The 20520-nt window shown below is 63.5% G+C and carries 18 protein-coding genes and 1 pseudogene; 13 read left to right on the top strand and 6 right to left on the bottom strand.

Features of this window, described 5'->3' with window-relative positions; all coding sequences use genetic code 11:
• Window positions 1-11 precede the first annotated feature (11 nt).
• On the bottom strand, window positions 12-1043 hold the full coding sequence (locus ACYHH6_RS27775) for a LacI family DNA-binding transcriptional regulator (RefSeq protein ID WP_352583684.1): 1032 nt from the start codon (window positions 1041-1043) through the stop codon (window positions 12-14).
• 351 nt (window positions 1044-1394) lie between these two features.
• On the opposite strand from ACYHH6_RS27775, the gene ACYHH6_RS27770 reads away from it, so the two are divergent.
• The 11 genes from ACYHH6_RS27770 (at window position 1395) to ACYHH6_RS27720 (ending at window position 12696) form a co-directional block, all read left to right on the top strand.
• Window positions 1395-3008, top strand: a complete 1614-nt coding sequence (locus tag ACYHH6_RS27770) for an extracellular solute-binding protein (RefSeq protein WP_352583686.1) — start codon at window positions 1395-1397, stop codon at window positions 3006-3008.
• Between the two features lie 75 nt (window positions 3009-3083).
• Window positions 3084-3944: a carbohydrate ABC transporter permease gene (locus ACYHH6_RS27765; protein WP_352583688.1), complete on the top strand. Its 861-nt coding sequence runs from the start codon at window positions 3084-3086 to the stop codon at window positions 3942-3944.
• On the top strand, window positions 3941-4900 hold the full coding sequence (locus ACYHH6_RS27760; RefSeq protein ID WP_352583690.1) for a carbohydrate ABC transporter permease: 960 nt from the start codon (window positions 3941-3943) through the stop codon (window positions 4898-4900). The genes ACYHH6_RS27765 and ACYHH6_RS27760 overlap by 4 nt, the downstream gene beginning before the upstream one ends.
• Window positions 4897-5988 (top strand): ABC transporter ATP-binding protein, encoded by a 1092-nt coding sequence (locus tag ACYHH6_RS27755; protein WP_352583692.1) that lies wholly within the window; start codon window positions 4897-4899, stop codon window positions 5986-5988. The genes ACYHH6_RS27760 and ACYHH6_RS27755 overlap by 4 nt, the downstream gene beginning before the upstream one ends.
• Before the next feature lie 4 nt (window positions 5989-5992).
• On the top strand, window positions 5993-7054 hold the full coding sequence (locus ACYHH6_RS27750; protein WP_352583694.1) for an ABC transporter ATP-binding protein: 1062 nt from the start codon (window positions 5993-5995) through the stop codon (window positions 7052-7054).
• Window positions 7055-7089: 35 nt separating this feature from the next.
• The gene (locus ACYHH6_RS27745) at window positions 7090-8178 is read left to right on the top strand and encodes a Gfo/Idh/MocA family protein (RefSeq protein ID WP_352583696.1); all 1089 of its coding nucleotides are present in this window, start codon (window positions 7090-7092) and stop codon (window positions 8176-8178) included.
• Window positions 8179-8213: 35 nt separating this feature from the next.
• Window positions 8214-9128, top strand: a complete 915-nt coding sequence (locus ACYHH6_RS27740; RefSeq protein WP_352583698.1) for a sugar phosphate isomerase/epimerase family protein — start codon at window positions 8214-8216, stop codon at window positions 9126-9128.
• A gap of 71 nt (window positions 9129-9199) precedes the next feature.
• Window positions 9200-10381: an aldose 1-epimerase family protein gene (locus ACYHH6_RS27735; RefSeq protein WP_352583700.1), complete on the top strand. Its 1182-nt coding sequence runs from the start codon at window positions 9200-9202 to the stop codon at window positions 10379-10381.
• Between the two features lie 46 nt (window positions 10382-10427).
• The gene (locus ACYHH6_RS27730; RefSeq protein ID WP_352583702.1) at window positions 10428-11513 is read left to right on the top strand and encodes a fatty acid desaturase family protein; all 1086 of its coding nucleotides are present in this window, start codon (window positions 10428-10430) and stop codon (window positions 11511-11513) included.
• Window positions 11514-11539: 26 nt separating this feature from the next.
• A complete protein-coding gene (locus ACYHH6_RS27725; RefSeq protein WP_112560265.1) occupies window positions 11540-11854 on the top strand; it encodes a MocE family 2Fe-2S type ferredoxin in 315 nt (104 codons plus the stop codon).
• A gap of 38 nt (window positions 11855-11892) precedes the next feature.
• Window positions 11893-12696, top strand: coding sequence for a 3-methyl-2-oxobutanoate hydroxymethyltransferase (locus tag ACYHH6_RS27720; protein WP_352583706.1), 804 nt, complete (start codon window positions 11893-11895; stop codon window positions 12694-12696).
• Window positions 12697-12721: 25 nt separating this feature from the next.
• Here the strand turns inward: ACYHH6_RS27720 and ACYHH6_RS27715 are convergent.
• Together ACYHH6_RS27715 and ACYHH6_RS27710 are read right to left on the bottom strand one after the other, a co-directional pair.
• Window positions 12722-14204 (bottom strand): annotated as a pseudogene (locus ACYHH6_RS27715) (HAL/PAL/TAL family ammonia-lyase).
• The gene (locus tag ACYHH6_RS27710) at window positions 14201-15202 is read right to left on the bottom strand and encodes an ornithine cyclodeaminase family protein (RefSeq protein WP_352583708.1); all 1002 of its coding nucleotides are present in this window, start codon (window positions 15200-15202) and stop codon (window positions 14201-14203) included. The pseudogene ACYHH6_RS27715 and the gene ACYHH6_RS27710 overlap by 4 nt, the downstream one beginning before the upstream one ends.
• 119 nt (window positions 15203-15321) lie before the next feature.
• Between ACYHH6_RS27710 and ACYHH6_RS27705 the strand changes: the two genes are divergently transcribed.
• A complete protein-coding gene (locus tag ACYHH6_RS27705; protein ID WP_352583710.1) occupies window positions 15322-16755 on the top strand; it encodes a DHA2 family efflux MFS transporter permease subunit in 1434 nt (477 codons plus the stop codon).
• 105 nt (window positions 16756-16860) lie between these two features.
• The gene (locus ACYHH6_RS27700; RefSeq protein WP_352583712.1) at window positions 16861-17262 is read left to right on the top strand and encodes a carboxymuconolactone decarboxylase family protein; all 402 of its coding nucleotides are present in this window, start codon (window positions 16861-16863) and stop codon (window positions 17260-17262) included.
• Window positions 17263-17478: 216 nt separating this feature from the next.
• Here ACYHH6_RS27700 and ACYHH6_RS27695 read toward each other — a convergent pair whose 3' ends face one another.
• The 3 genes from ACYHH6_RS27695 to ACYHH6_RS27685 form a co-directional block, all read right to left on the bottom strand.
• Complete coding sequence (locus ACYHH6_RS27695; protein WP_352583714.1) at window positions 17479-18366, bottom strand: amidohydrolase family protein; 888 nt, start codon at window positions 18364-18366, stop codon at window positions 17479-17481.
• The gene (locus tag ACYHH6_RS27690; protein WP_352583716.1) at window positions 18366-19484 is read right to left on the bottom strand and encodes a vWA domain-containing protein; all 1119 of its coding nucleotides are present in this window, start codon (window positions 19482-19484) and stop codon (window positions 18366-18368) included. Before ACYHH6_RS27690 ends, ACYHH6_RS27695 begins: the two co-directional genes overlap by 1 nt.
• Window positions 19485-19633: 149 nt before the next feature.
• Complete coding sequence (locus tag ACYHH6_RS27685; protein ID WP_352583718.1) at window positions 19634-20515, bottom strand: AAA family ATPase; 882 nt, start codon at window positions 20513-20515, stop codon at window positions 19634-19636.
• Window positions 20516-20520: the final 5 nt, after the last annotated feature.

Below are 20520 nucleotides of genomic sequence, written 5' to 3'. Positions count from 1 at the left end.
CCTTCTACTGCTCAAATCTCCGGGATGTTTTCCCTGAAGATCACCTGCAGCCGGGGCTGGTGCAGTTCGTAGGGCAGGCCTTTCACTGCATGGGTCAGCGTGTTGAGCGCCTCGCGGGCCTCGACGCGCGGGTTCTGGTCGATGACCGCGTCGAGCGTGCCGTCGAGCAGCAGGTCCTTGGTTCCGTCCGTTACTTCATGGCCGAGAAACACGGTCGAATGTTCGCGGCCGCGCTCCTTCAGCGCGCGGGCAATGCCAGTGTTGCCGGCGCCGACATTGTAGATCGCGGCGAGATCCGGATGGCGCTCCAAAAGGGCGGACGCCTCCGAATAGGCTTTCTCGCGGTCGTCGAGCATTTCGCGCATTTCGACGATCTGCAGGTTCGGCGATTCCTCCGTCAGTATGTGGCGGAAACCCATCTCCCGTTCCTCATGGCCGCGATAGGAGAGCGAGCCGGCGAACAACGCCACCTTGCCTGCACGCCCTGATCCCATGAAGCGGTTGAGCAGATAGCCGGCCAGTCGCCCGGCGGCGCGGTTGTCGATGCCGATATAGGCGACCCTCGGCACATGCTGGATGTCGGAGGCGATGGTGACGACCTTGATGTCGTTGGCCGACAGCGAGCGGATCGCCTCGCGCACCGTCGGGTGGTCGAGCGCGATGACGCCGACACCTTGCGTCTGGCCGCGCAAATCCTGCAGCAGGCGGGCGAGCCGGTCCGGATTGAACCCTTCAATGGTGGAGACATGGACGTCGAGATCGGGCCGCGCCTGCGCCTGCGCCTCGATGTGGCGATGCAGCATCTTGATGAAGGAGTTTGTGCCGGCCGGAAGCGCGAAGTCGAGCCGGATGACGTCGCCGGAGAAGGCGCTGCGCGGCACCGGGCTGTTCGAATTTTCCGCGATGTAGCCAAGCCGCTGTGCCGTCTCGAGCACGACTTCGCGGGTGCGCGCCCGAACGCCGGCACGGTTGTTGAGCACACGGTCGACTGTGGCCGGGGAGACACCGGCTTCCCGGGCTATGTCTGTCAGCGTGGACCGCACTGTCGATCACCTCAGCAAAAGCATCAAAATCGCGCAACCCGGACTCGGATGACGGTTCATCGCTGTCCGCGATTCTGATGGGAAATGATGTAACCGGCCTTGGCCGATGCGCAAGCCATTGCGCTAAACCAAATCATGCGGCCCAGCCGCGCGTGTGAGGCGAGCCGCATTTTCCCATCAAATACAGGCATCGAGAGGGGTGACTGGTGATCGGTGTAAGGCATTTTCTCTCCCTGTATGCGATGTTATGATGTTTTTTGATTATTTATGATGTTGACAGCCTTTGCATAGTGCCGTCAATATCAATCATCGGAGCCATGGAGGAACAAGGCTCTGAGGGAGGAGTTTTCAATGTCTGATTTGATCCGCATGTCGCGGCGCCGTTTGCTGGCGTCCGGTGGAAAGGCGGCCGTCTTCGTGGCCGCGGCAGGTATCGCCCCGCAATTCATTCGCCCCGGCCGCGCCTTTGCGGCCGACGCGCTGGCGCCGGGCATGATCGGCGGCCCGACCGGCTTCGACGGCGCCGAGCGCTATCAGTATGGCGCCGACACGCCGGAAGGCCGCGCCATCGAGGCGGCCAAGGCGCTGAAGGGCGCCGGCAAGGCACCGGCCAAGATCGTGCTCGGCCTCTCGGATGGCTCGATCGGCCAGCTGACGCAGCCGTTCCCGGCCGGTGCGCCGTCGATCAAGGATCTGTGGGAAAAGGAAACCGGCATTCCGATCGAAATCGTCGGCCTGCCGAACGGCCAGGAATTCACCAAGACGATGCAGGACATCTCCACCAAGGGTGGGGCCTACGACATCTACTCGACGGAATGGAACCGCCTCGGCGACCTCGCCGAAACCGGCGGCATCGCCAAGCTCGACGACTTTGTCGCCCAGTACAAGCCGGAGTGGGACGACCCCAAGACCGGCTATGTCGACGGCGCCAAGGGCGTGTCGCTGCTCAACAAATATCGCGGTTCGACCTATGGCGTGTCGCTGGACGGCGACTTCCAGACCTGGGTCTACCGCACCGATCTGTTCGGCGACGAAGCCGAGAAGAAGGCGTTCAAGGACAAATACGGCTACGATCTGGCGCCGCCAAAAACCTGGAAACAGCACGGCGACATCGCCGCCTTCTTCCAGCGCCCGGACAAGGGCCTGTTCGGCTCGACCGACCTGCGCAACCAGGGCTGGGGCTACACCAACTGGTATCAGCGCTATGTTTCGATGGCGTCGCCCAACCAGTTCCTGTTCGGCGAAGACGGCAAGCCGCTGATCAATTCCGAACAGGGCATTGCCGCCACCAACGAATACATCGCCTCGCTGGCGCATCATTCGCCGGATGCGATCTCGTGGGGCTGGCCGGAGCAATATGGCAATTTCGCCAAGGGTGGGGCGGCGATGACCTGCGCCTTCTCCAATCTGCCGAAATTCCTCGACAATGCCGGCAACAAGGATTCGGCTGTCACCGGCAAGATCGGCTCCATGCTGCCGCCCGGTCGCGAGATCGGCGGCAAGCTGATCAGCCGTTCGGTGCTGTGGTTCTCGCTGACCGGCATGGTCTCATCGCAGTCGAAAAACCAGGAGGTCGCGTATCTCCTGCTGCAATGGCTGGGCTCCGCCCGCATCTATGCCTGGATGACGGCCAATCCGGGCGGCTATTTCGATCCGTTCCGGCTGTCGGACTTCTCCGATCCGCTGGTTCGCCAGACCTATCACGCCTACCACATGGACGTGGTGCGCGAGACGGTCGCCCGCACCGTGCCGACCATCAACTATCCGGGTGCCACCGCCTTCCACAATGCGCTGGACGAGAACCTGATGGCATCGCTGACCAAGGCCAAGACCGCAGAGCAGGCAATGGCCGACACCGAGAGCGAGTGGAAGAAGATTGCCCGCCGCATCGGCGAGGACAAGCTTCTCGAAGCCATCAAGACCAACAAGGAGGCCTGGCCGACCGTTCTCGATCCGATCAGCTGATCCGGGATCAAAAGGGAGGGGAGGGGCTTGTCGCTCCTCCTCTCCGCTAAACGACGCCACCAGCAAAGCAGCCAGATGAAGCGTTCCGCTCCCTTCGACATATTCCGCTATGCGGCGATTGCCGCGGCCATGGCGGTGACGTTGATCCCGATCCTGTGGATGGTGTCGATGGCGTTCAAGCCGATCGCCGAATGGTCGGCAACCGGCGCCGAGCTGACATGGTGGCCGAAAAACCCGACGCTCAGCAATTTTCGCTTCGTCTTCGGCGAGTCCACCAACAATCTGATCGTCGCGCTTGACCGCAACGCGCTGAAACCGATCCTGTCGTCGCTGCTGTCGGCCACGTTCGGAACAGCGATCGCCATGTCGGCCGGTACCGCAGCCGCCTACGGGCTGTCGCGCTTCGGCTCGGGCCAGAACCTGCCGCTGGCGCTGATCCAGCTCAGGCTGTTTCCGCCGATGGCGGTGATGACGCCTGTCATGATCATGTGGGCTTTCCTCAATTTCACCGACAGCTGGTGGGGGCTATCGCTGATCTACGGCATCGTCACGCTGCCGTTCGCCTTCTGGCTGATGAAGACCTTTTTTGACGACATGCCGCGCGAGATCGAGGAAGCGGCCTTGGTCGAGGGCTGTTCGCGGTGGCGCGTCTTCACCCGCATCACGCTGCCGATGATGCGCGCTCCGCTGGCGAGCGCAGCGCTCTTCGTCTTCATCCTCAACTGGTCGGACTATCTGATCGCGCTGCTGTTGACGACGCGCGAATGGGTGACGATCCCCGTCTACATGGCCTCGCTGTCATCCTCGATGACCGGACAGCTCTACGGCGCCAAGGCGGCGCTCGGCCTGATCGCCGCGGTACCGCCGGTGATCATGGGCATCGCCATCCAGCGCCATCTGGTGCGCGGCCTGACCTTTGGGGCGCTCAAGCAATGAGCGCGGTGACCGCAACGATTTCGGAGGACGACATGGACGCCGTCCAGGCAAAGCCGGCCCAGCGGGACGATGGCGCAAAACTCGGCTTTCGGCTGACGCTGCCGGCGCAGATCCTGGTGCTGTTCATCGCCGTCTTCCCGCTGCTGATGCAGCTCTACATCAGCCTGACCGACTGGTCGCCGCTGTCGGGCCTCGGCTGGTGGAGCGCCTGGTCGATGTGGAACAGTTTTGCCAACTACACCGACCTTGCCGCCGATGCGCGCTTCTGGAGCGCGCTGAAGCGCACGGCCATCGTCATGATTGTTTGCGTGCCGGTGGAATTCCTGCTCGGGCTGGCGCTGGCAACGCTGTTTGCCGACGAGTTTCCGGGCAAGCGCATCTTCTATTCGATCCTGCTGATGCCGATGATGGTGGTGCCGGCGGTGGCCGGCTATATGTTCTTCATGCTGTTCCAGTCCGGCGGCCCGGTGAACGACATCTTGTCGTCGCTCACCGGTTCTCCGGTGACCATTGCCTGGCTGTCGGACCCGACGCTGGCGCTGTTTGCCGTCATGGTCGCCGACATCTGGCAGTGGACACCGCTGATGTTCCTCATCCTGCTCGCCGGCCTGGTTGGTGTGCCGGAGGACCAGATCAAGGCGGCGACATTGCTTGGCGCCAATCCGTGGCAGCGCTTCGTCACCATCGTGCTGCCGAAGATGAAGACGATCATCATCATCGCGCTGGCGATCCGGGTGATCGAGAACTTCAAGATCTTCGACACGCTCTACATCATGACCGGCGGCGGTCCCGGCGTCGCCACCGAAACCATCTCGGTCTACATCTACAAGCTGACCACGCAGGACCTGATCTGGGGTTATGTCGCGGCGATCGCGCTGGCCATATTGATCGTGCTGTCGATCGCAGCGGTGCTTGCCATGAAGCGCATGGCGCGTACAGCGGAGATGCCGGCATGAGCGCCATCCATTTGCAGAACCTGGTCAAGAAATTCGGCGACTTCACCGCGCTGAAGACCATGGATCTGGCCATCGCCGACGGTGAGTTCATGGCGCTGCTCGGCCCCTCGGGCTGCGGCAAGTCGACGACGATGAACATGATCGCCGGCATGGAAGAGCCGACCGGCGGCAAGATCCTGTTTGGCGAGCGGGACATGGCCGGCGTGCCGATGGGGCGGCGCGGCGTCGGCTTCGTGTTCCAGAATTATGCCATCTTCACCCATATGACGGTGCGCCAGAACCTCGGCTATGGACCGAGGATGCGCGGCGCGGCGCCAGCCGAGATCGACCGCCGCGTCGGCGCCATTGCCGAGATGCTGCAGCTGACGCCGCTGCTCGACCGCAAGGCCGACCGGCTGTCGGTCAACATTCTGCAGCGCGTGGCGATTGGCCGCTCGGCGATCATGGAGCCGGCGATCTTCCTGCTCGACGAGCCGCTGTCCAATGTCGACGCCGCCTTCCGGGCCGTCATGCGCACCGAGCTGAAGCAGTTGCAGCGCCAGTTCAAGCAGACCATGGTCTATGTCACCCACGACCAGCTCGAAGCGATGACCATGGCCGACCGCATCGCTGTCATGGACCATGGCGTGCTGCAGCAGGTCGGCACGCCGCTCGAGGTCTACAACAATCCGGCCAATCTGTTCGTCGCCCGCTTCATCGGCGCGCCGGGCATGAACCTGCTCAAGGGCTGGCTGGCGGAAAGCGACCGCGGCCTGATCGTCGACCTCGGTCCGCTGGGCGCCACGCCACCGCTGCCCGACGATATCGCCGCTTCCGTGCGCCGAGCGCGCGGCGAAGTGTTTTACGGCTTTCGTCCGGAGCAGGTGACACTGGTACAGCGTGGCCCGGGCCTGTCGATGCCGGTGACCTTCGTCGAGCGGATCGGCGCGCGCACCATCGTCCATCTCGGTGAGGGTGAGAGCGCCGTGAAGGCGGTGTTCGACAATGATGTCGGCCTGGCGATCGGGCAAACCGCCATCCTCGCGCCGGCCGCGCAGTCGGTGCGCATCTTCGACGCCGCCACCGGCCGCGCCATGAAAGCGGACTGAGACCATGGCCGACATCGTCTTCCGCAATGTGACCAAGCGCTACGGCAAAACACTCGCCGTCGACGACGCCTCGTTCACGGTCAACGACAACGAGTTTTTTTGCTTTTTCGGTCCGCCGCTGTCGGGCAAGTCTACAATCCTACGCTTGGTGCTTGGGCTGGAAGCGCCTGATACGGGCGAGATCCTGATCGGCGGCAAACCGGTCAATGCGGTGTCGCTGGCCGAGCGCAACGTGGCCATGGTGTTCCAGAATCTGGCGCTGTTCCCGCATATGAGCGCGCTCGACAATGTGCGCTTCCCGCTGGTCGAACGCGGGGTCGCCGAACTCCAGATCAAAAAGCGCGTCGCCGATGTCGCCGCCAAGCTGCATATCGGTCATATTCTGCACAAGCCGCCGGCGCAGCTTTCGGGCGGCGAGCGGCAGCGCGTAGCGATTGCGCGTGCGTTGGTGCGCGATCCCAATGCCTATCTGATGGACGATCCGATCTCGGCGCTCGACGCGCGGCTGCGCGAGGAGACGCGCGTCGAGCTGAAGCGCATCCAGCGCGAACTCGGCAAGACGCTGATCTACGTCACGCACGACCAGGAGGAGGCGATGTCGGTCGCCGACCGCATCGCCATCCTGGAGAACGGCAAGATCAGGCAGATCGGCGCGCCGGCCGAAATCTACGACCGCCCAGCCAGCACCTATGTGGCGCGACTGCTCGGTTCGCCGATGATGAACATCCTGAAATCGGTGCGCGGCGCCGGCGGCGTCGAGGCGGCGGAAGGCACGATCCGCATCGCTGATAAGGCTGCTCCAACCGATGCCGTCGAGATCGGGCTCAGGCCGGAAGACATCAAGGTCGGGCCATGGGTGGATGGGACGTCAAGCCGTCCGGCGCGGGTGTTCGAGGTCGAGCCGCTCGGCGGCTATACGGTGGTGACGCTGGCCGCCGGGCAGGCACGGCTGCGGGCGCTGCTGCGCGGTCAGCCCGACATCAGGCCGGATGCAATGGTGGCGATATCCTGCGAGCCGGCCCGCGTGCATTATTTCGGACAGAGCGGGGGAGCGCTGGCACGTTGACGGCGACGCTCAGAGAAGAATTTCGGGAGGACCAGATGACAAACAAGGGCTTTGAGCCGGACGTGAAGGTCCGCACGAAGGAATACAGAATCGGCTGCGTCGGCGCCGGCATGATCATGGCCGAATGCCATCTGGCTGCCTACAAGGAGGCCGGCTTTCCTGTGGTGGCGATTGCCTCGCGCACCAAGGCCAGCGCCGAGAAAGTCGCCAAGCGCTGGAGCATTCCGACCGTCCACGACACGCCGGAACAGCTGATCGAGGACACAAATGTCGAGATCATCGACCTAGCCTTTCCGCCGGACCAGCAGCCGGCGCTGATCCGCCATGCGCTGAAGCAAAAGCACATCAAGGCGATCCTGGCGCAAAAGCCGGTGGCGCTGTCGCTCGAGGATGCGATCGAGTTGCGCGACGCGGCGGCCAAGGCCGGCAAGATCCTCTCGGTCAACCAGAACATGCGCTACGACCAGTCGATGCGTGTCCTGAAGCAGATCATGGACAGCGGCGCGCTGGGCGACATCGTCTTCGCGCAGATCGACATGCACGCCATCCCGCACTGGCAGACTTTTCTCGAGGACTATGACCGGCTGACGCTCGCCAATATGAGCGTGCACCATCTCGACGTGCTGCGTTTTCTGTTTGGCGATCCCGACGAGATCACGACTCTGACGCGCAAGGACCCGCGCACAAAATTCGACCATTCCGACGGCATCACCGTGTCGACGCTGCGCTTTCCCTCCGGCGTGCTCGCGGTGTCGCTGGAAGATGTCTGGTCCGGTCCGCGCCAGGATGGCTACAAGGACGACCAGCACATCAATTGGCGCGTCGACGGCACCAAGGGTGTCGCCAAGGGCACGATCGGCTGGCCGACAGGCTCCGCCTCGACGCTGACCTACGCCTCGACCGAAACCACCGACGGCAAATGGGTGACGCCCAGCTGGGACACGATGTGGTTCCCGCATGCCTTCATTGGCGTCATGGAGCAGCTCCAGCACGCGGTGAAGACCGGCACGCCGCCGGCGCTCTCCGTCGCCGACAACGTCAAGACCATGGCGCTGGTCGAAGCCGGCTACCGCTCGATCGACAAGGGCCGCACGGTCAAGCTTTCCGAAATCTCGACAAACTGAATCAACTGAATCGCTTACAGGGAGGACTTCACACCATGATGCAATCCGGGATTTTTACGGGGTACTTCCCCTACGGGCTCGAAGAGACGGCGAAGAAAATTCGCGGCCACGGCTTCAACACCGTACAGCTCGACCTGCACTTCAAGGATATCGACCTGTCGGCCGGCCAGATCACCAAGGACAGGGCCAAGAAAGTCCGCGATACATTTCGTGCCTACGACCTGCCGATCTGCTGCATCTCGGGCTACACCAATGTCATTCATCCCGACCTCGCGCACCGCAAGGCGAATGTCGATCGGCTGAAGGAAATCATCCGCAACGCCCGCCAGCTCGGCTCGGCCTATGTGATCTCGGAAACCGGCACCTACAACACCGAGAGCGAGTGGATGAGCGATCCCAAGAACAAGTCCGAAGAGGGCTTTGAAATGTGCCGCAAGGTGATCGCCGAACTGGCGCAGGAAGCCTACGACCACGGCTCGATGTTCCTGCTCGAAACCTACGTCAACAATGTCGTCGGCTCGGTCGAGGAAACGGTGCGCATGTTCGCGCAGGTCGACCATCCCGGTCTCGGCCTGCTGATGGACCCGACCAACTATTTCGAAAGCCACAACATCGACCAGATGGACAAGGTGCTGAACCAGGTGTTCGACACGCTGGCCGACAAGGTCAAGATTGCGCACGCCAAGGATGTCGCGCGCGCCGGCGACGACAAGAGTGAGAAGCACGCCGATATCGGCGATGATGACGCGCTCGCCTCGCACACCTTCCGCGGCGTCGGCGAGATGGTGCTCAACGCACCGGGCACCGGTTCGCTCAACTACGATCTCTATCTGAAGCGCCTGGCGCAGAAGAACCCGAACATCCCTGTCATCATCGAGCATCTCTCGGAAGACGATGTGCCGAGGGCGAAGAAATTCCTCGACGACAAGTTCCGCGCCAACGGCCTTTGACACCAACACCCCTTGCGTCGCCGCTTTGCGGCGGCGCATCGCCACAGCGAAGTGAGAGAAGCGGCCGGCACATGGTAGAGCTTTACGGCAAGACGCTTTCGCGCCGGCAGGTCAGCGAACGTTCGGGCATGCTGTCGCAATTTGCCGGCGTGCGGCTGATGACACTTGGCGACGGCGTCGAACGCGGCATCCGCATGCTCGAATTCCGCACCGGCTCGGGCCTGCGCTTCACGGCGCTGGTCGACCGGGCGCTCGATATCGCCGATTGCGATTTCAGGGGCCAGGCGATCGGCTGGCATTCGCCAAGCGGGTTCCGTCATCCCGGCCTGCACGACTATGAAGGCGAGCAGGGACTTGGCTGGGCGCGTTCGTTTTCCGGGCTGCTTTTGACCTGCGGTCTCGACCATATTCTGGGCCGCGATGAAGTGTCGGCCGACACCTACAACTATCCCGGCAAGAAGAGCGTGGTCCATTCGCTGCATGGCCGCATCAGCACCATTCCGGCGCGGCTGACCGGTTATGGCGAGGCCTGGGACGGCGACCGCTGCGTGCTGTGGGCCGAGGCGATCGTCCAGCAGGCGACGGTGTTCGGCGAGGATCTGCATCTGTTGCGCCGCATCGAGGCCGATGTCGGCGGCAACGAGATCCGACTTTCCGATCGCGTCGTCAATCACGGCTTCAACCGCACGCCGCATATGTATTTCTACCACATCAATGTCAGCCATCCCTTGCTCGACGAAGGGTCGCGCTATCTGGCACCGATCAAGGATGTCGTCTGGGCCGGACATGCCGGCGAGCGCTATGAGGCGCAGCAGGTCGGCTACCGCACGATGCCGGCGCCGCAACTGGGGTTCAGCGAGCAGGTCTGGCAGCATGAAATGGCCGCCAATGCCACCGGCGAGGTGCCGGTGGCGGTGGTCAACGACCGGCTCGGCCTCGGCTTCGAAGTGGTGACGCGCAAGGACCAGCTGCCTTGCGCCTATCAGTGGCAGAATTTCCAGGCCGGACAGTATGCGCTGGGCATCGAACCCTCGACGCATCATGTGCTCGGCAACCTTGCGGCGCGTGAACGCGGCGAGATGATCTGGTTGGAGCATGGCGAAAGCCGCTCCTACGATGCGGTGTTCCGCGTTCTCGACGGCGCCGATGAGATCATCGCTGCAGAGCGCCGGATTGCTGCCATCGCGCAGCAGCCGCGCGAGGATTACCCGAAGCCGTCGGGCAATTTTCCTGGATTGGCGGGCAAGGCATGACCGGGATGCAAAACTTCGGCTGGCGGGCCGGAAATCGGAGGTCGATGTGACGGGGAAAAAGCGCGACTACAGCCTGGTTGGCGAAAGCACGCGGCGGGCGATCGAAACCGGTCTGGCCTCGGCCGAATGGTATCACACCGATGTCTCGCGCAAGGCGATGAAGGAGCTGATGCAGCGTTCGGACGGCCCGGCGATCCGTGACACCATCATCTGGATCGTCGCCATACTGGGCTCTGCTGCCGGCGGCATCTGGTTCTGGGGCACCTGGTGGTGCGTGCCGTTCTTCTTCGTCTATGGCTTGCTCTATGGCTCCTCCAGCGACTCGCGCTGGCACGAATGCGGTCATGGCACCGCATTCAGGACGCGCTGGATGAACGATGCGATTTATCAGATCGCCAGCTTCATGGTGGTGCGCAATCCGGTGACCTGGCGCTGGAGCCATGCCCGCCACCACACCGACACGATCATCGTCGGCCGCGACGCCGAGATCGCGGTGATGCGGCCGCCGGACCTGCTGCGCGCCGCCCTTGCCTTCACCGGCATTCTCGATTTCCGCTATTCGCTGCCGACGCTGGTGCGCAACGCCTTCGGCAACATCTCGCCCGACGAGAAAAGCTACATCCCCGAGATGGAGCAGCCGAAGGTCATCACCGCCGCACGCTGGCATGTCGCCATCTACGTCGCGACCATCGCGCTGGCGCTCTATATGTGGTCGTTCCTGCCGCTGATGATCATCGGCCTGCCGCGCCTCTACGGCAGCTGGCACATGGTGCTGACCGGCCTGCTGCAGCATATCGGTCTGGCCGACAATGTCGTCGACCACCGGCTCAACACCCGCACCGTCTACATGAACCCGATCAGCCGCTTCATCTACTGGAACATGAATTACCATGTGGAGCATCACATGTTCCCGATGGTGCCCTACCATGCGCTGCCCCGGCTGCATGAGCTGATCAAGCATGATCTGCCGGAGCCCAACCCGTCGATGTGGCATGCCTATCGCGAGGTCTGGCCGGTGATGCTCAAGCAGCTCAAATACGAGGACTATTTCCTCAAGCGTGAACTGCCGGCGACTGCGCGGCCCTACCGGGGTGAATTCCACGACTTGAACATGTCGGCGGCGGCGGAATAGGCTTCCGATCTCAGCAGGAGAGAAAAATGGCTGACTGGGTTGAAGCGTGCGCCGTCGACGCTGTCGACGAAGAGGATGTCATCCGCTTCGATCATGGCGGTCGCAGCTTTGCGATCTATCGCTCGCCCGATGACGAATTCTTTGCCACTGACGGGTTTTGCACCCATGAGAAGACGCATCTGGCCGACGGGCTGGTCATGGACGACATCATCGAATGCCCCAAGCACAATGGCCGCTTCAACTACAAGACAGGGGCCGCCAAGGGCGCGCCTGTCTGCGTCAATCTCAGGACCTATGCAGTTAAGGTCGAGGCTGGCAAAGTGATGATCGACATCAGCTGACCGGCCTGCAGTAGCCGCAACACAAGGAAGCAAGATCGATGAGCCGGAAAAGACCGACGGTGGCGGATTTGCGCGCCATGAAGGGCAAGCGCCAGTTGACCATGCTGCGCGTGATGACGATGGACGAGGCCGAGGCCGCCGAGCGGGCTGGGGTCGACATCGTCTCGGTGCCACCGGAGCTGGTGCTCAATCCTGAGTATCGCGACGCGGCGCCCAGCCTGTTCACCATGCCGGGCGAGAATTTTTACGAGATCGGCACCGCCGACGATTTCATCCGCTGGGCGTTCCGGGTCTACAAGGCGAGCGCCGACGCGGTCTACTGCAGCGCCGGCTTTGCCACGGTCAAGCGGCTGGCCGCCGATGCCATCCCGGTCATCGGCCATGTCGGCCTCATTCCGTCGCGCGCGACCTGGACCGGCGGCTTCAAGGCGGTGGGTAAGACCGCCGACACCGCCATGCAGATCTTCGAGGCGGTGAAGCAGTATGAGGCCGCCGGCGCCATCGGCGCCGAGATCGAGGTGGTGCCGGTCGAGGTGGCCAAGGCAATCTCGGAGCGGACCTCGCTGATCATGCTGTCGATGGGCGCGGGCACTGGCTGCGATGCGCAATACCTGTTCGCCGACGACATACTCGGCCAGAACAGGGGCCACATGCCGCGCCATTCCAAGGTCTATCGCAATTTCGCAGCTGAATATGACCGCTTGCAAGCAGAGCGGGTGGCGGCGTTTTCCGAATATGTCGCCGACGTCAACAGCGGCGCTTATCCGGAAGACAAGCATGTGGTGCGCATGGACCCGGCCGAGCTAAGCCAATTCATGAAAAGGGTGGATGAAAAGGCCTGAACTCGCCGATCTGGCGTGGTCGCTGTTACGCCCGCCAACCACCGTTGGCGAGCGAGGCGTAAAGCGGCTCGGCGTCCGGGCCGAGCGGCCTGTCTTCCCTGAGGCTCGCCACGTGCGCGCGCACCGCCGCATGGATGACTCCTGTCGCCGGCGCCAGCGTCAGGCCTTCGCGCAAATCGACCGCCTGTGCTGCCGCCATCAGCTCAAAGGCGATCAACCGTCTCCACAGGCCGATCATGCCGGCGCATTTCGTAACAGCGAGCAGCGTCTGCGTCGCATGGTCCTCGACGCCTTCCGAGACCGGCAGGAAGTCGAGCATCACCGGATTGGCCTTGTGGCGGATGGCGGCGAGGATCGCCGTGACTGTCTTTTGCAGCGGCACGAAGCCGGCGGACGCGCCGCCGATTGGCGACAAATATTTGGGCAGGCCGTTGCGGCCGGAGCCGGTGAGTTGGACGAAGCGTGCGGCCGTTGCGGCTGAGGCCTGCGCGATGGCGAGGCCAAGCGTCTCGAAAGCGAGTGCCATCGAGGCGGTGTGGAAATTGCCTGTCGACAAGACCAAATTGTCCTCTTCGAGTACCAGAGGATTGTCGGCGGCGGCGTTGAGCTCGATTTCTACCGCAAGCCTTGCATTGTCGATCGCCTGGATCAGCGCGCCGTGTATCGACGGCATGCAGCGGACCGAAAGCGGATCCTGCAAGGTGGTGGGCGGTGGTTGCTCGTCGCGGGCGAGCAGATCGCGTAGCTCCTTTGCCGCAAGCTGCTGGCAGGCCGCGGGACGCGCCAGATGCAGACGCGGATCGAGGATGGTGCGGTTGGCGCCAAGTGCCTCCATCGTCAGTGCGCCGGCTTGCTGCTGTTGTTCAAAGGCTGAGAGGGTATCAGCGAGCGCCAGTGCGCCGGCACCCGTCGAGACCGCCGAAGCATTGATCAACGACAGTCCGTCTTTGGGCGCCAGGCTGATCGGCGCCAGCCGCGCCATCATCAACGCCTTTGCGGAAGGCATGCGCCGGCCTTGGTAGTCAGCTTCGCCCTCTGCAATCAGCGTGCGGGGCTGTCGCGGTCATCAGCAGCAGGTCGCCGGCGCCGATTGAACCTAGAGACGGCATCACAGGATGCACGCCCGCATTGAGCGCGTCGACAAGGGCGGTCAAAACAGCCGGCGAAATACCCGAACCGCCAACCGAGAACATCGCGGCGCGCGCCAGCATTGTCGCCCGCACCGCCTCTTGCGACAGCGGCTCGCCGACAGCGCCGCTGCGGCCTTCCAGCAGCTGGCGCTGGAAGGCACTGGCATCGCCTTCGACCGTGGTGCCGAGATTGGCGCCGAGCCCGGTGTTGAGGCCGTAGATCTGCTGGCCGGACGCTGCGGCCTGGTCAAGCACTTTGCGGGCTTTGTCGAGCCTCTCGATGACGCCGGGCCCGACCTCGACCTTGCGGCCGCCACGGGCGACGGCCGCGACATCCTCGACGCTGATGCCGGCGCCGCTGAGGACGAGCGCGCTCATGCGAAGCGCAGCCTCTGGCCTATGCCCTTGTCTGTGGCCTTGGCCAGCATTGCCTTGCCCAGCGCAATGTCGGACAGCGACAGGCCGCGATGCCAGAACAGGATCGTCTCGTCGTCGCTTTCGCGCCCGGCTTTCAGGCCGGCAGCGATCTGGCCGAGTTCGGCATGCAGCGTCTTTTCGCTCAGCCGTCCGGTCTCGACATGGGCGCGCAGCGAGCCGAACTTGCCGCCCTTGCACTGGCCCCAGTCGTCGACGACCATTTTCTGCATGATATCGGTCAGCGATAGCTCCACCGCGCTCATCGTGCCGTAGGGCATGACGAGAGCGCCGGGTTTGATCCATTCGGTCTTGAGGAGCGGCTGCGGCTCGGGCAGGCGCGAGGCCTCGACGACGATGTCGGCGCCTTTGACGCAGCTCTCCCAGTCGGCGACCGCCGTGACCGGTTTGCCGAGATCGGCGGAGAGTTTGGCGGCAAAGCCGTCGCGGCTTTCCGGGCGGCGCGAATGGACGCGGATCTCGTCGAAGTCGAAGAGATGGTCGAGCAGGCGCACGTTCCAGTAGGCAGTGCCGCGCGCCCCGATATGGGCCAGAACCTTGGAATTCTTGCGCGCCAGATGCTTGGCGCCGATGGCGGTGACGGCGCCGGTGCGCATGTCGGTAATGACGGTGGCGTCAAGGATGGCGCGCGGCGTGCCGGTGCGCGGATCGAACAGGTTCAAAATACCGAATTCCGAGGGCAGGCCGTGCAGATAATTGTCGACATAGTCGCCGACGATCTTCACGCCGGCCGCATCGAGCGGCGCGACGTAGCCGCGCAGAACGTTGAAATGACCATGGAAAGCCGGATCGGGTTCGAGATGGACGCGCGGTTCGATCACCGTCTGGCCATTGCCTTGCGCGACCAGTCCGGCCTCGACGGCGGCGATGATTTCGCCGTCGGTCATATCAAGGGCTTCGATATCGAGGGCATTGAGGTAGTCGATATAGATCGGCTTCATTTATGCGCGCGCTTTCCTCCGTCGACCCGTCCATCCCATAGCAGGCCTCGGGCTGACACGGAAGTTTGTTGGCTAGGCTCTGGACTGGGCCAGCCATATGCTGTTCAACGCGGTTCGTCATGACTGCCGTTCCCGATACCGAAGCCTCCACCGAGACCGCCAGCAATGCGCGGCGCGTGGCGCTGATCGTCGCCATCGCGTTTTTCATGCAGCTGCTGGATTCGACGATCATCTCGACCTCGCTGCCGCAGATGGGAGAATCCTTCGGCGTGCCGGCGGTGGCGATGAGCATCGGCATCACCGTCTATATGCTGACCATGGCGGTGTTCGTGCCGCTGTCGGGCTGGCTTGCCGACCGCTTCGGGGCGCGCAACATCTTCCTGCTGGCGATCGTGCTGTTCACGCTGGCCTCGCTCGCCTGCGGCTTCTCGCAAAGTCTCCCTCAATTCGTCGCTGCCCGCGCCGTGCAGGGCCTGGGCAGCGCCCTGATGACGCCGGTCGGGCGTATTCTCGTGCTACGCAATGCGCCGAAGTCGGAGCTGCTCAATGCCACGGCGCTGATCACCTGGCCGGCGCTGTTCGCGCCTGTCGTCGGGCCGGTGTTCGGCGGCTTCATCACCACCTATCTCTCCTGGCACTGGAATTTCTTCATCAACATCCCGCTTGGGCTGATTGGGCTGGCGCTGGTGGCGCGTTTTATCCCCGGCGACCGCGAGGCCGATGCCAAGCCGCTGGACTGGCCGGGATTTTTCCTGACATCGCTGGGACTTGCCCTTCTGCTCTATGGCCTCGAACGCGTTGCGCATCCCGAGGATGGTGCCTTGCCGACGGTGCTGCTGGTTGCCGCCGGCATCGTCATCGGCTGGCTGGCGGTGCGGCACCTCCGGCGCGCGCCGCATCCGCTGCTCGATCTCTCCGCGTTCAAGGTGTTGACCTTCGCCATCTCGACGCTCGCCGCCGGCACGATCTTCCGCGTGGCGATCAACGCCACGCCGTTCCTGCTGCCATTGCTGTTCCAGGTTGGTTTCGGGCTTTCGCCCGTCGATGCCGGCCTGATGATCCTGGCCTATTTCCTCGGCAATCTCGGCATGAAGACGGTGACGACGCCGACGCTGCGGCGCTTTGGTTTCCGCTCGGTGATGGTCGTCAACGGCCTGATCGCCTCGGCATCGATCATGGCTTGCGCGGCGATCTCGCCTGACACACCGCAGGCGCTGGTGGTGGCGCTGATGCTGGTCGCCGGCCTGTCGCGCTCGATGCAGTTCACCGCGCTGAACACGCTGGCCTTCGCCGACATCGACGCGACGCAGCGCAGCTCGGCGGCGACGCTGTCTTCCATGCTGCAGCAAATAGCGATGCTGTTCGGTGTCGCGGTGGCGGCGGCAATCCTCAATCTGTCGCAGATCGTCAGGGCGCAGCCTGCGCTCGACCTCGTCGATTTTCGCATCGCCTTCCTGGTGATCGGCGCCATCGGGCTGGTGGCGGCGTTGCGGTTCCTGGTGCTGCCGCCTGGTGCGGGCGCCGAGGTTTCCGGCCACGCTCTGAAGAATTGACGTCGAATTCTTCCGCCGCGAAACTTGAATCGGCAAAAGGTTAGGCACGTTTGCTCGAGATCTGATTCAACGACCTGATCCACCGATTCAACGAAGGGAAATACCATGGCCGCGACAAGACTGCTCAGCGATGCCGAGGTCGAGAAGATCCCGGCCTTGAAGGCGGTGTTCGATGACATCCGGGCGACTCGCAAATCGGATTTCGTCAACAATTTCTGGCGCGGGCTGGCCAATGATCCAGCCTTGCTGAAACGGACATGGGAACAGGTGAAGGTGGTGATGGCCACTGAAAGCGCCATCGATCCGCTGACCAAGGAGATGATCTACATCGCGGTGTCCACTGCCAATGGCTGCTCCTACTGCGTCCATTCGCATACGGCCGCCGCTCGCGCCAAAGGCATGACCGATGCGCAGCATGGCGAGCTGGTGTCGATCATCGGGCTGGCCGGGCAGACCAATCATCTGGTGACGATGGTCCCGGTCGATCCTGAGTTTGAAGTGAAGTGAGGCGGCGGCGCGCCCTTACCTTCTCCCCCTGTGGGAGAAGGTGGCCTCGCGAAGCGAGGTCGGATGAGGGGTGTTGGAAAGGATCGCGACCTTTGAGAACTAAGCGATTGAAATCCCTTGATCTTTTCACGTCTAGTTTCTTCCAGCACCCCTCATCCGTCTCGGCGCTGCGCGCCGATCCACCTTCTCCCACAGGGGGAGAAGGGGAGGTCCGTGCTACACCGGCCGATAAACCTTCTCAGCCGTGTTCCAGAAAATATCGGCCTCAGCCCCCGCGCCATGCCTGGCCACTGCATCTCGGTGCGCCTTGGTCAATTCGGCGTGGCTGGTCCAGAGTTTTTCGATCGGGAAGTTCGAGCCGAACATCAGGTGGTCGCTACCCAGAATGTCGATCGCATTGTCGACGATGTAGGCGATCAGATCCGGGTCGTTGCGGTGGACGAAGGTCCCCAGTCCCGACAGCTTGGCGTAGAAGTTCGGCGCGGCGGAAAGCGTGCGCAGGCCGGCTTTCCAGGCTTCGGTCGTCTCCGGCTCCATGCCGGTCAGCATGCCGGCATGGGTGAGGATGAAATTGGTCTGCGGGTTCTCGCCGACCAGCGTCAGCCCGTCCTTCATCTGGGTGGGAAAGAGCTGGAGATCGAATGACAGGCCATAGTCCTTCAGCCGCGCCACATTGGCGCGCACCTTTGGGTCGATGACCTGGTCGGGCGAGGCGGCGAAGCGGAAGGCCGGCGTCTCATGCCAGTGCAGCTGCATGCGCACGCCGCGCAGCAGGGGGTATTTCATCAGCCGGTCGATCTGGTGCCGGACGTCGTCCACGGTCATGTCGGCATAGCCAACAATGGCATGCGGCCAGCCGGTTTCATCAGCAGTCTTCTGCAGGAAGGCGACCTCTTTTTCGAAATCCTCCTTGGCCCAGTTGGTCTGGACATAGACCGCCTTTTCGACGCCGGCGCCTTTCTGGTCGTCGAGAAACTCCGTGATCGGATAGTCGCGGCGGATCGGCTCGTACGGCCCGAAGATGCGCGGCACCATCGGACCGACCAGCCAGGGCTGATCCTGCTGGCGCCAGATGTGGAAATGCGCGTCGATGGCTTTCTGCATCACGATACCCTTTTCCAGATTGTCGATGCCGCTGGGGCAGGGCGGGCGAGCGACAGGATGAAATCGGTGAGGCTGTTCAGCGACGAGCCGTCGATGAGATCGTCGAGGTCAGGCAGGATAGCGCGCAGCGCCGCTGTAGCAGGCTGGAAGCGCGGATCGCCGGCCAAAGGTGTTGCCAGCGAAAGCCGGAAGGCGCGGGCGCTCAGTCGGCGTATCGCGGTTTCGAGATCGGCATGGTCGCCGCGTTCCAGCGCATCCGACAGGATGACGGCTGCAGCACCGCGCGCGAAGGCCGAGAAGCGCGGCACCGAGAGAAAGGCAAGCAGCGTCGGCCCCATGCGCGTGCCGCCGTCCCAGTCGTCGACCAGTGCCCCGGCGCGGGACAGCGCCTGATCGCGGTCGCGGATGCGCAGTGCCGAGGTGATGCGAGTGAGCCGCGTGCCGAAGGTGAAGACTTCCGCGCGGTCGGCGCCTTGCACGGTCGCATGCGCCAGTTTGAGATAGTCGGCAGTGTGCAGCTTCATCGAGCCGGAGATATCGATCAAGAGCAGCAGCTTGCGCGGCACGGTCTGGCGGCGGCGCAACAGCGGCGAGGGGATGTCGCCATCGGCGCTGACGATTTCGCTGAGCGAACGGCGCAGGTCGAGCGTGCCGCGCGAACGGGTGCCCACCGTGCGGAAGGAGCGGCGCGCGGGCAGCGCGGAAGCGAGCTTGCGGCGGAAGGGGACAAGGCTATCATCGTCGCGCTGGAAGTCGCGGCTGCTCAGCTGTTCCATCGCCGACGACAATTCGCCACCTTTCTCCTGGCGCGTGGTCTGGTTCTTTTCCTCGCGCGTGCCGTGATCGTCCTTGATGCGCGTTTCCTCGTCCTCTTCGCCTGCGATCGAGGGTCTGGCGTCGCCATAGAAATGGCTGCGGAAATGCGCGTCGAATTCGCCGCGGCGGTCGGGTGAGGGCGCGAGCGTTGCGAGCGCCGCCTCGCGGATGTCGGCCATGGAGCGCGGGCCGAGCAGGGTAACGGCCTGCATGAAGCTGGAGACTTGCTCGGGTGCGATGGGAAAGGCGTGGTGGCGCAGCAGCCGAGCGAAGTCGAGCAAGGGTTCGGCGGCGCGGGGCAAGCTCTCCTCGCCCCGTTTACGGGGAGAGGATGCCGGCAGGCAGGTGAGGGGCGGCGCCACCTTCTGCCCATCATGGCGCCGCCCCTCATCCGCCCCTTCGGGGCACCTCCTCCCCGTAAACGGGGCGAAGCGGTCGTTGAGGTCCCGGCTCACGCCAGCGCCTCCTCGACGATGCGGCCTAGCTCCGGCGTTATCACGGACAAATCCTCCTCATCCTTGATCAGCACGCCGATGGCGCGGCGGAAGGCTTCCGGCCACGGGCTGCCGCCCTTCTCCAATATGGTGGCGGCATTGGCCCACTCTACGGCCTCGGAGATGCCCGGCGGCTTGGCGAGCGGGCGGCCGCGGATCTCCTGCACGGCATTGGCGACCGCACGCGCGGTGGCCTCGGCGACACCGCCGGCGCGCAGCATGATGATCTCGGCCTCGCGCTTTGCGTCGGGATAGCCGATCCAATGATAGACGCAGCGGCGGCGCAGCGCCTCGGCAAGTTCCCGGGTGCGGTTGGAGGTCAGGATGACGATCGGCTGCGCTTCGGCGCGGATGGTGCCGCGCTCCGGGATGCTGATCTGGAAATCGGAGAGGAATTCCAGAAGCAGCGCTTCGAATTCATGGTCGGAGCGGTCGATCTCGTCAACCAGCAGCACTCGCTGCTCTGGCGCTCGCAGCACTTGGAGCAACGGCCGGGCGATCAAAAAACGGTCGTCATAAATGTCGATCTCGTGCTCGCCGGCATGGCGGATGGCGAGCAGCTGGCGCTGGTAATTCCATTCGTAGAGTGCGTGTGCTGCGTCGATGCCTTCATAGCATTGCAGCCGCACCAGATCTCGGCCGAGAGCTTTGGCGATGGCCTTCGCCGCTTCCGTCTTGCCGACGCCGGGCGCGCCTTCGAGCAGCAGCGGCTTGCCGAGCCGAATGGCGAGGAAGATGGCGGTGGCAAGGCTGTCGTCGGCGAGATAGCGCGAGGCGGCGAGATGCTGCGCCACCGCCTCCGGTGAGGTCGCGACAGTCTCGGCAGTCACCTCCGGCATTTCCA

Source organism: Mesorhizobium sp. P171375, assembly GCF_057786075.1.
This window is presented reverse-complemented; position numbering and strand designations above follow the sequence as displayed.

Bases quoted from the DNA above. Each gene is read 5' to 3' on its own strand.
- ACYHH6_RS27685 (WP_352583718.1), bottom strand. From the start codon at position 20,515: ATGCCGGAGGTGACTGCCGAGACTGTCGCGACCTCACCGGAGGCGGTG.
- ACYHH6_RS27755 (WP_352583692.1), top strand. From the start codon at position 4,897: ATGAGCGCCATCCATTTGCAGAACCTGGTCAAGAAATTCGGCGACTTC.
- ACYHH6_RS27725 (WP_112560265.1), top strand. From the start codon at position 11,540: ATGGCTGACTGGGTTGAAGCGTGCGCCGTCGACGCTGTCGACGAAGAG.
- ACYHH6_RS27765 (WP_352583688.1), top strand. From the start codon at position 3,084: ATGAAGCGTTCCGCTCCCTTCGACATATTCCGCTATGCGGCGATTGCC.
- ACYHH6_RS27710 (WP_352583708.1), bottom strand. From the start codon at position 15,202: ATGAAGCCGATCTATATCGACTACCTCAATGCCCTCGATATCGAAGCC.
- ACYHH6_RS27700 (WP_352583712.1), top strand. From the start codon at position 16,861: ATGGCCGCGACAAGACTGCTCAGCGATGCCGAGGTCGAGAAGATCCCG.
- ACYHH6_RS27760 (WP_352583690.1), top strand. From the start codon at position 3,941: ATGAGCGCGGTGACCGCAACGATTTCGGAGGACGACATGGACGCCGTC.
- ACYHH6_RS27745 (WP_352583696.1), top strand. From the start codon at position 7,090: ATGACAAACAAGGGCTTTGAGCCGGACGTGAAGGTCCGCACGAAGGAA.
- ACYHH6_RS27695 (WP_352583714.1), bottom strand. From the start codon at position 18,366: ATGCAGAAAGCCATCGACGCGCATTTCCACATCTGGCGCCAGCAGGAT.
- ACYHH6_RS27750 (WP_352583694.1), top strand. From the start codon at position 5,993: ATGGCCGACATCGTCTTCCGCAATGTGACCAAGCGCTACGGCAAAACA.
- ACYHH6_RS27770 (WP_352583686.1), top strand. From the start codon at position 1,395: ATGTCTGATTTGATCCGCATGTCGCGGCGCCGTTTGCTGGCGTCCGGT.
- ACYHH6_RS27740 (WP_352583698.1), top strand. From the start codon at position 8,214: ATGATGCAATCCGGGATTTTTACGGGGTACTTCCCCTACGGGCTCGAA.
- ACYHH6_RS27705 (WP_352583710.1), top strand. From the start codon at position 15,322: ATGACTGCCGTTCCCGATACCGAAGCCTCCACCGAGACCGCCAGCAAT.
- ACYHH6_RS27720 (WP_352583706.1), top strand. From the start codon at position 11,893: ATGAGCCGGAAAAGACCGACGGTGGCGGATTTGCGCGCCATGAAGGGC.
- ACYHH6_RS27735 (WP_352583700.1), top strand. From the start codon at position 9,200: ATGGTAGAGCTTTACGGCAAGACGCTTTCGCGCCGGCAGGTCAGCGAA.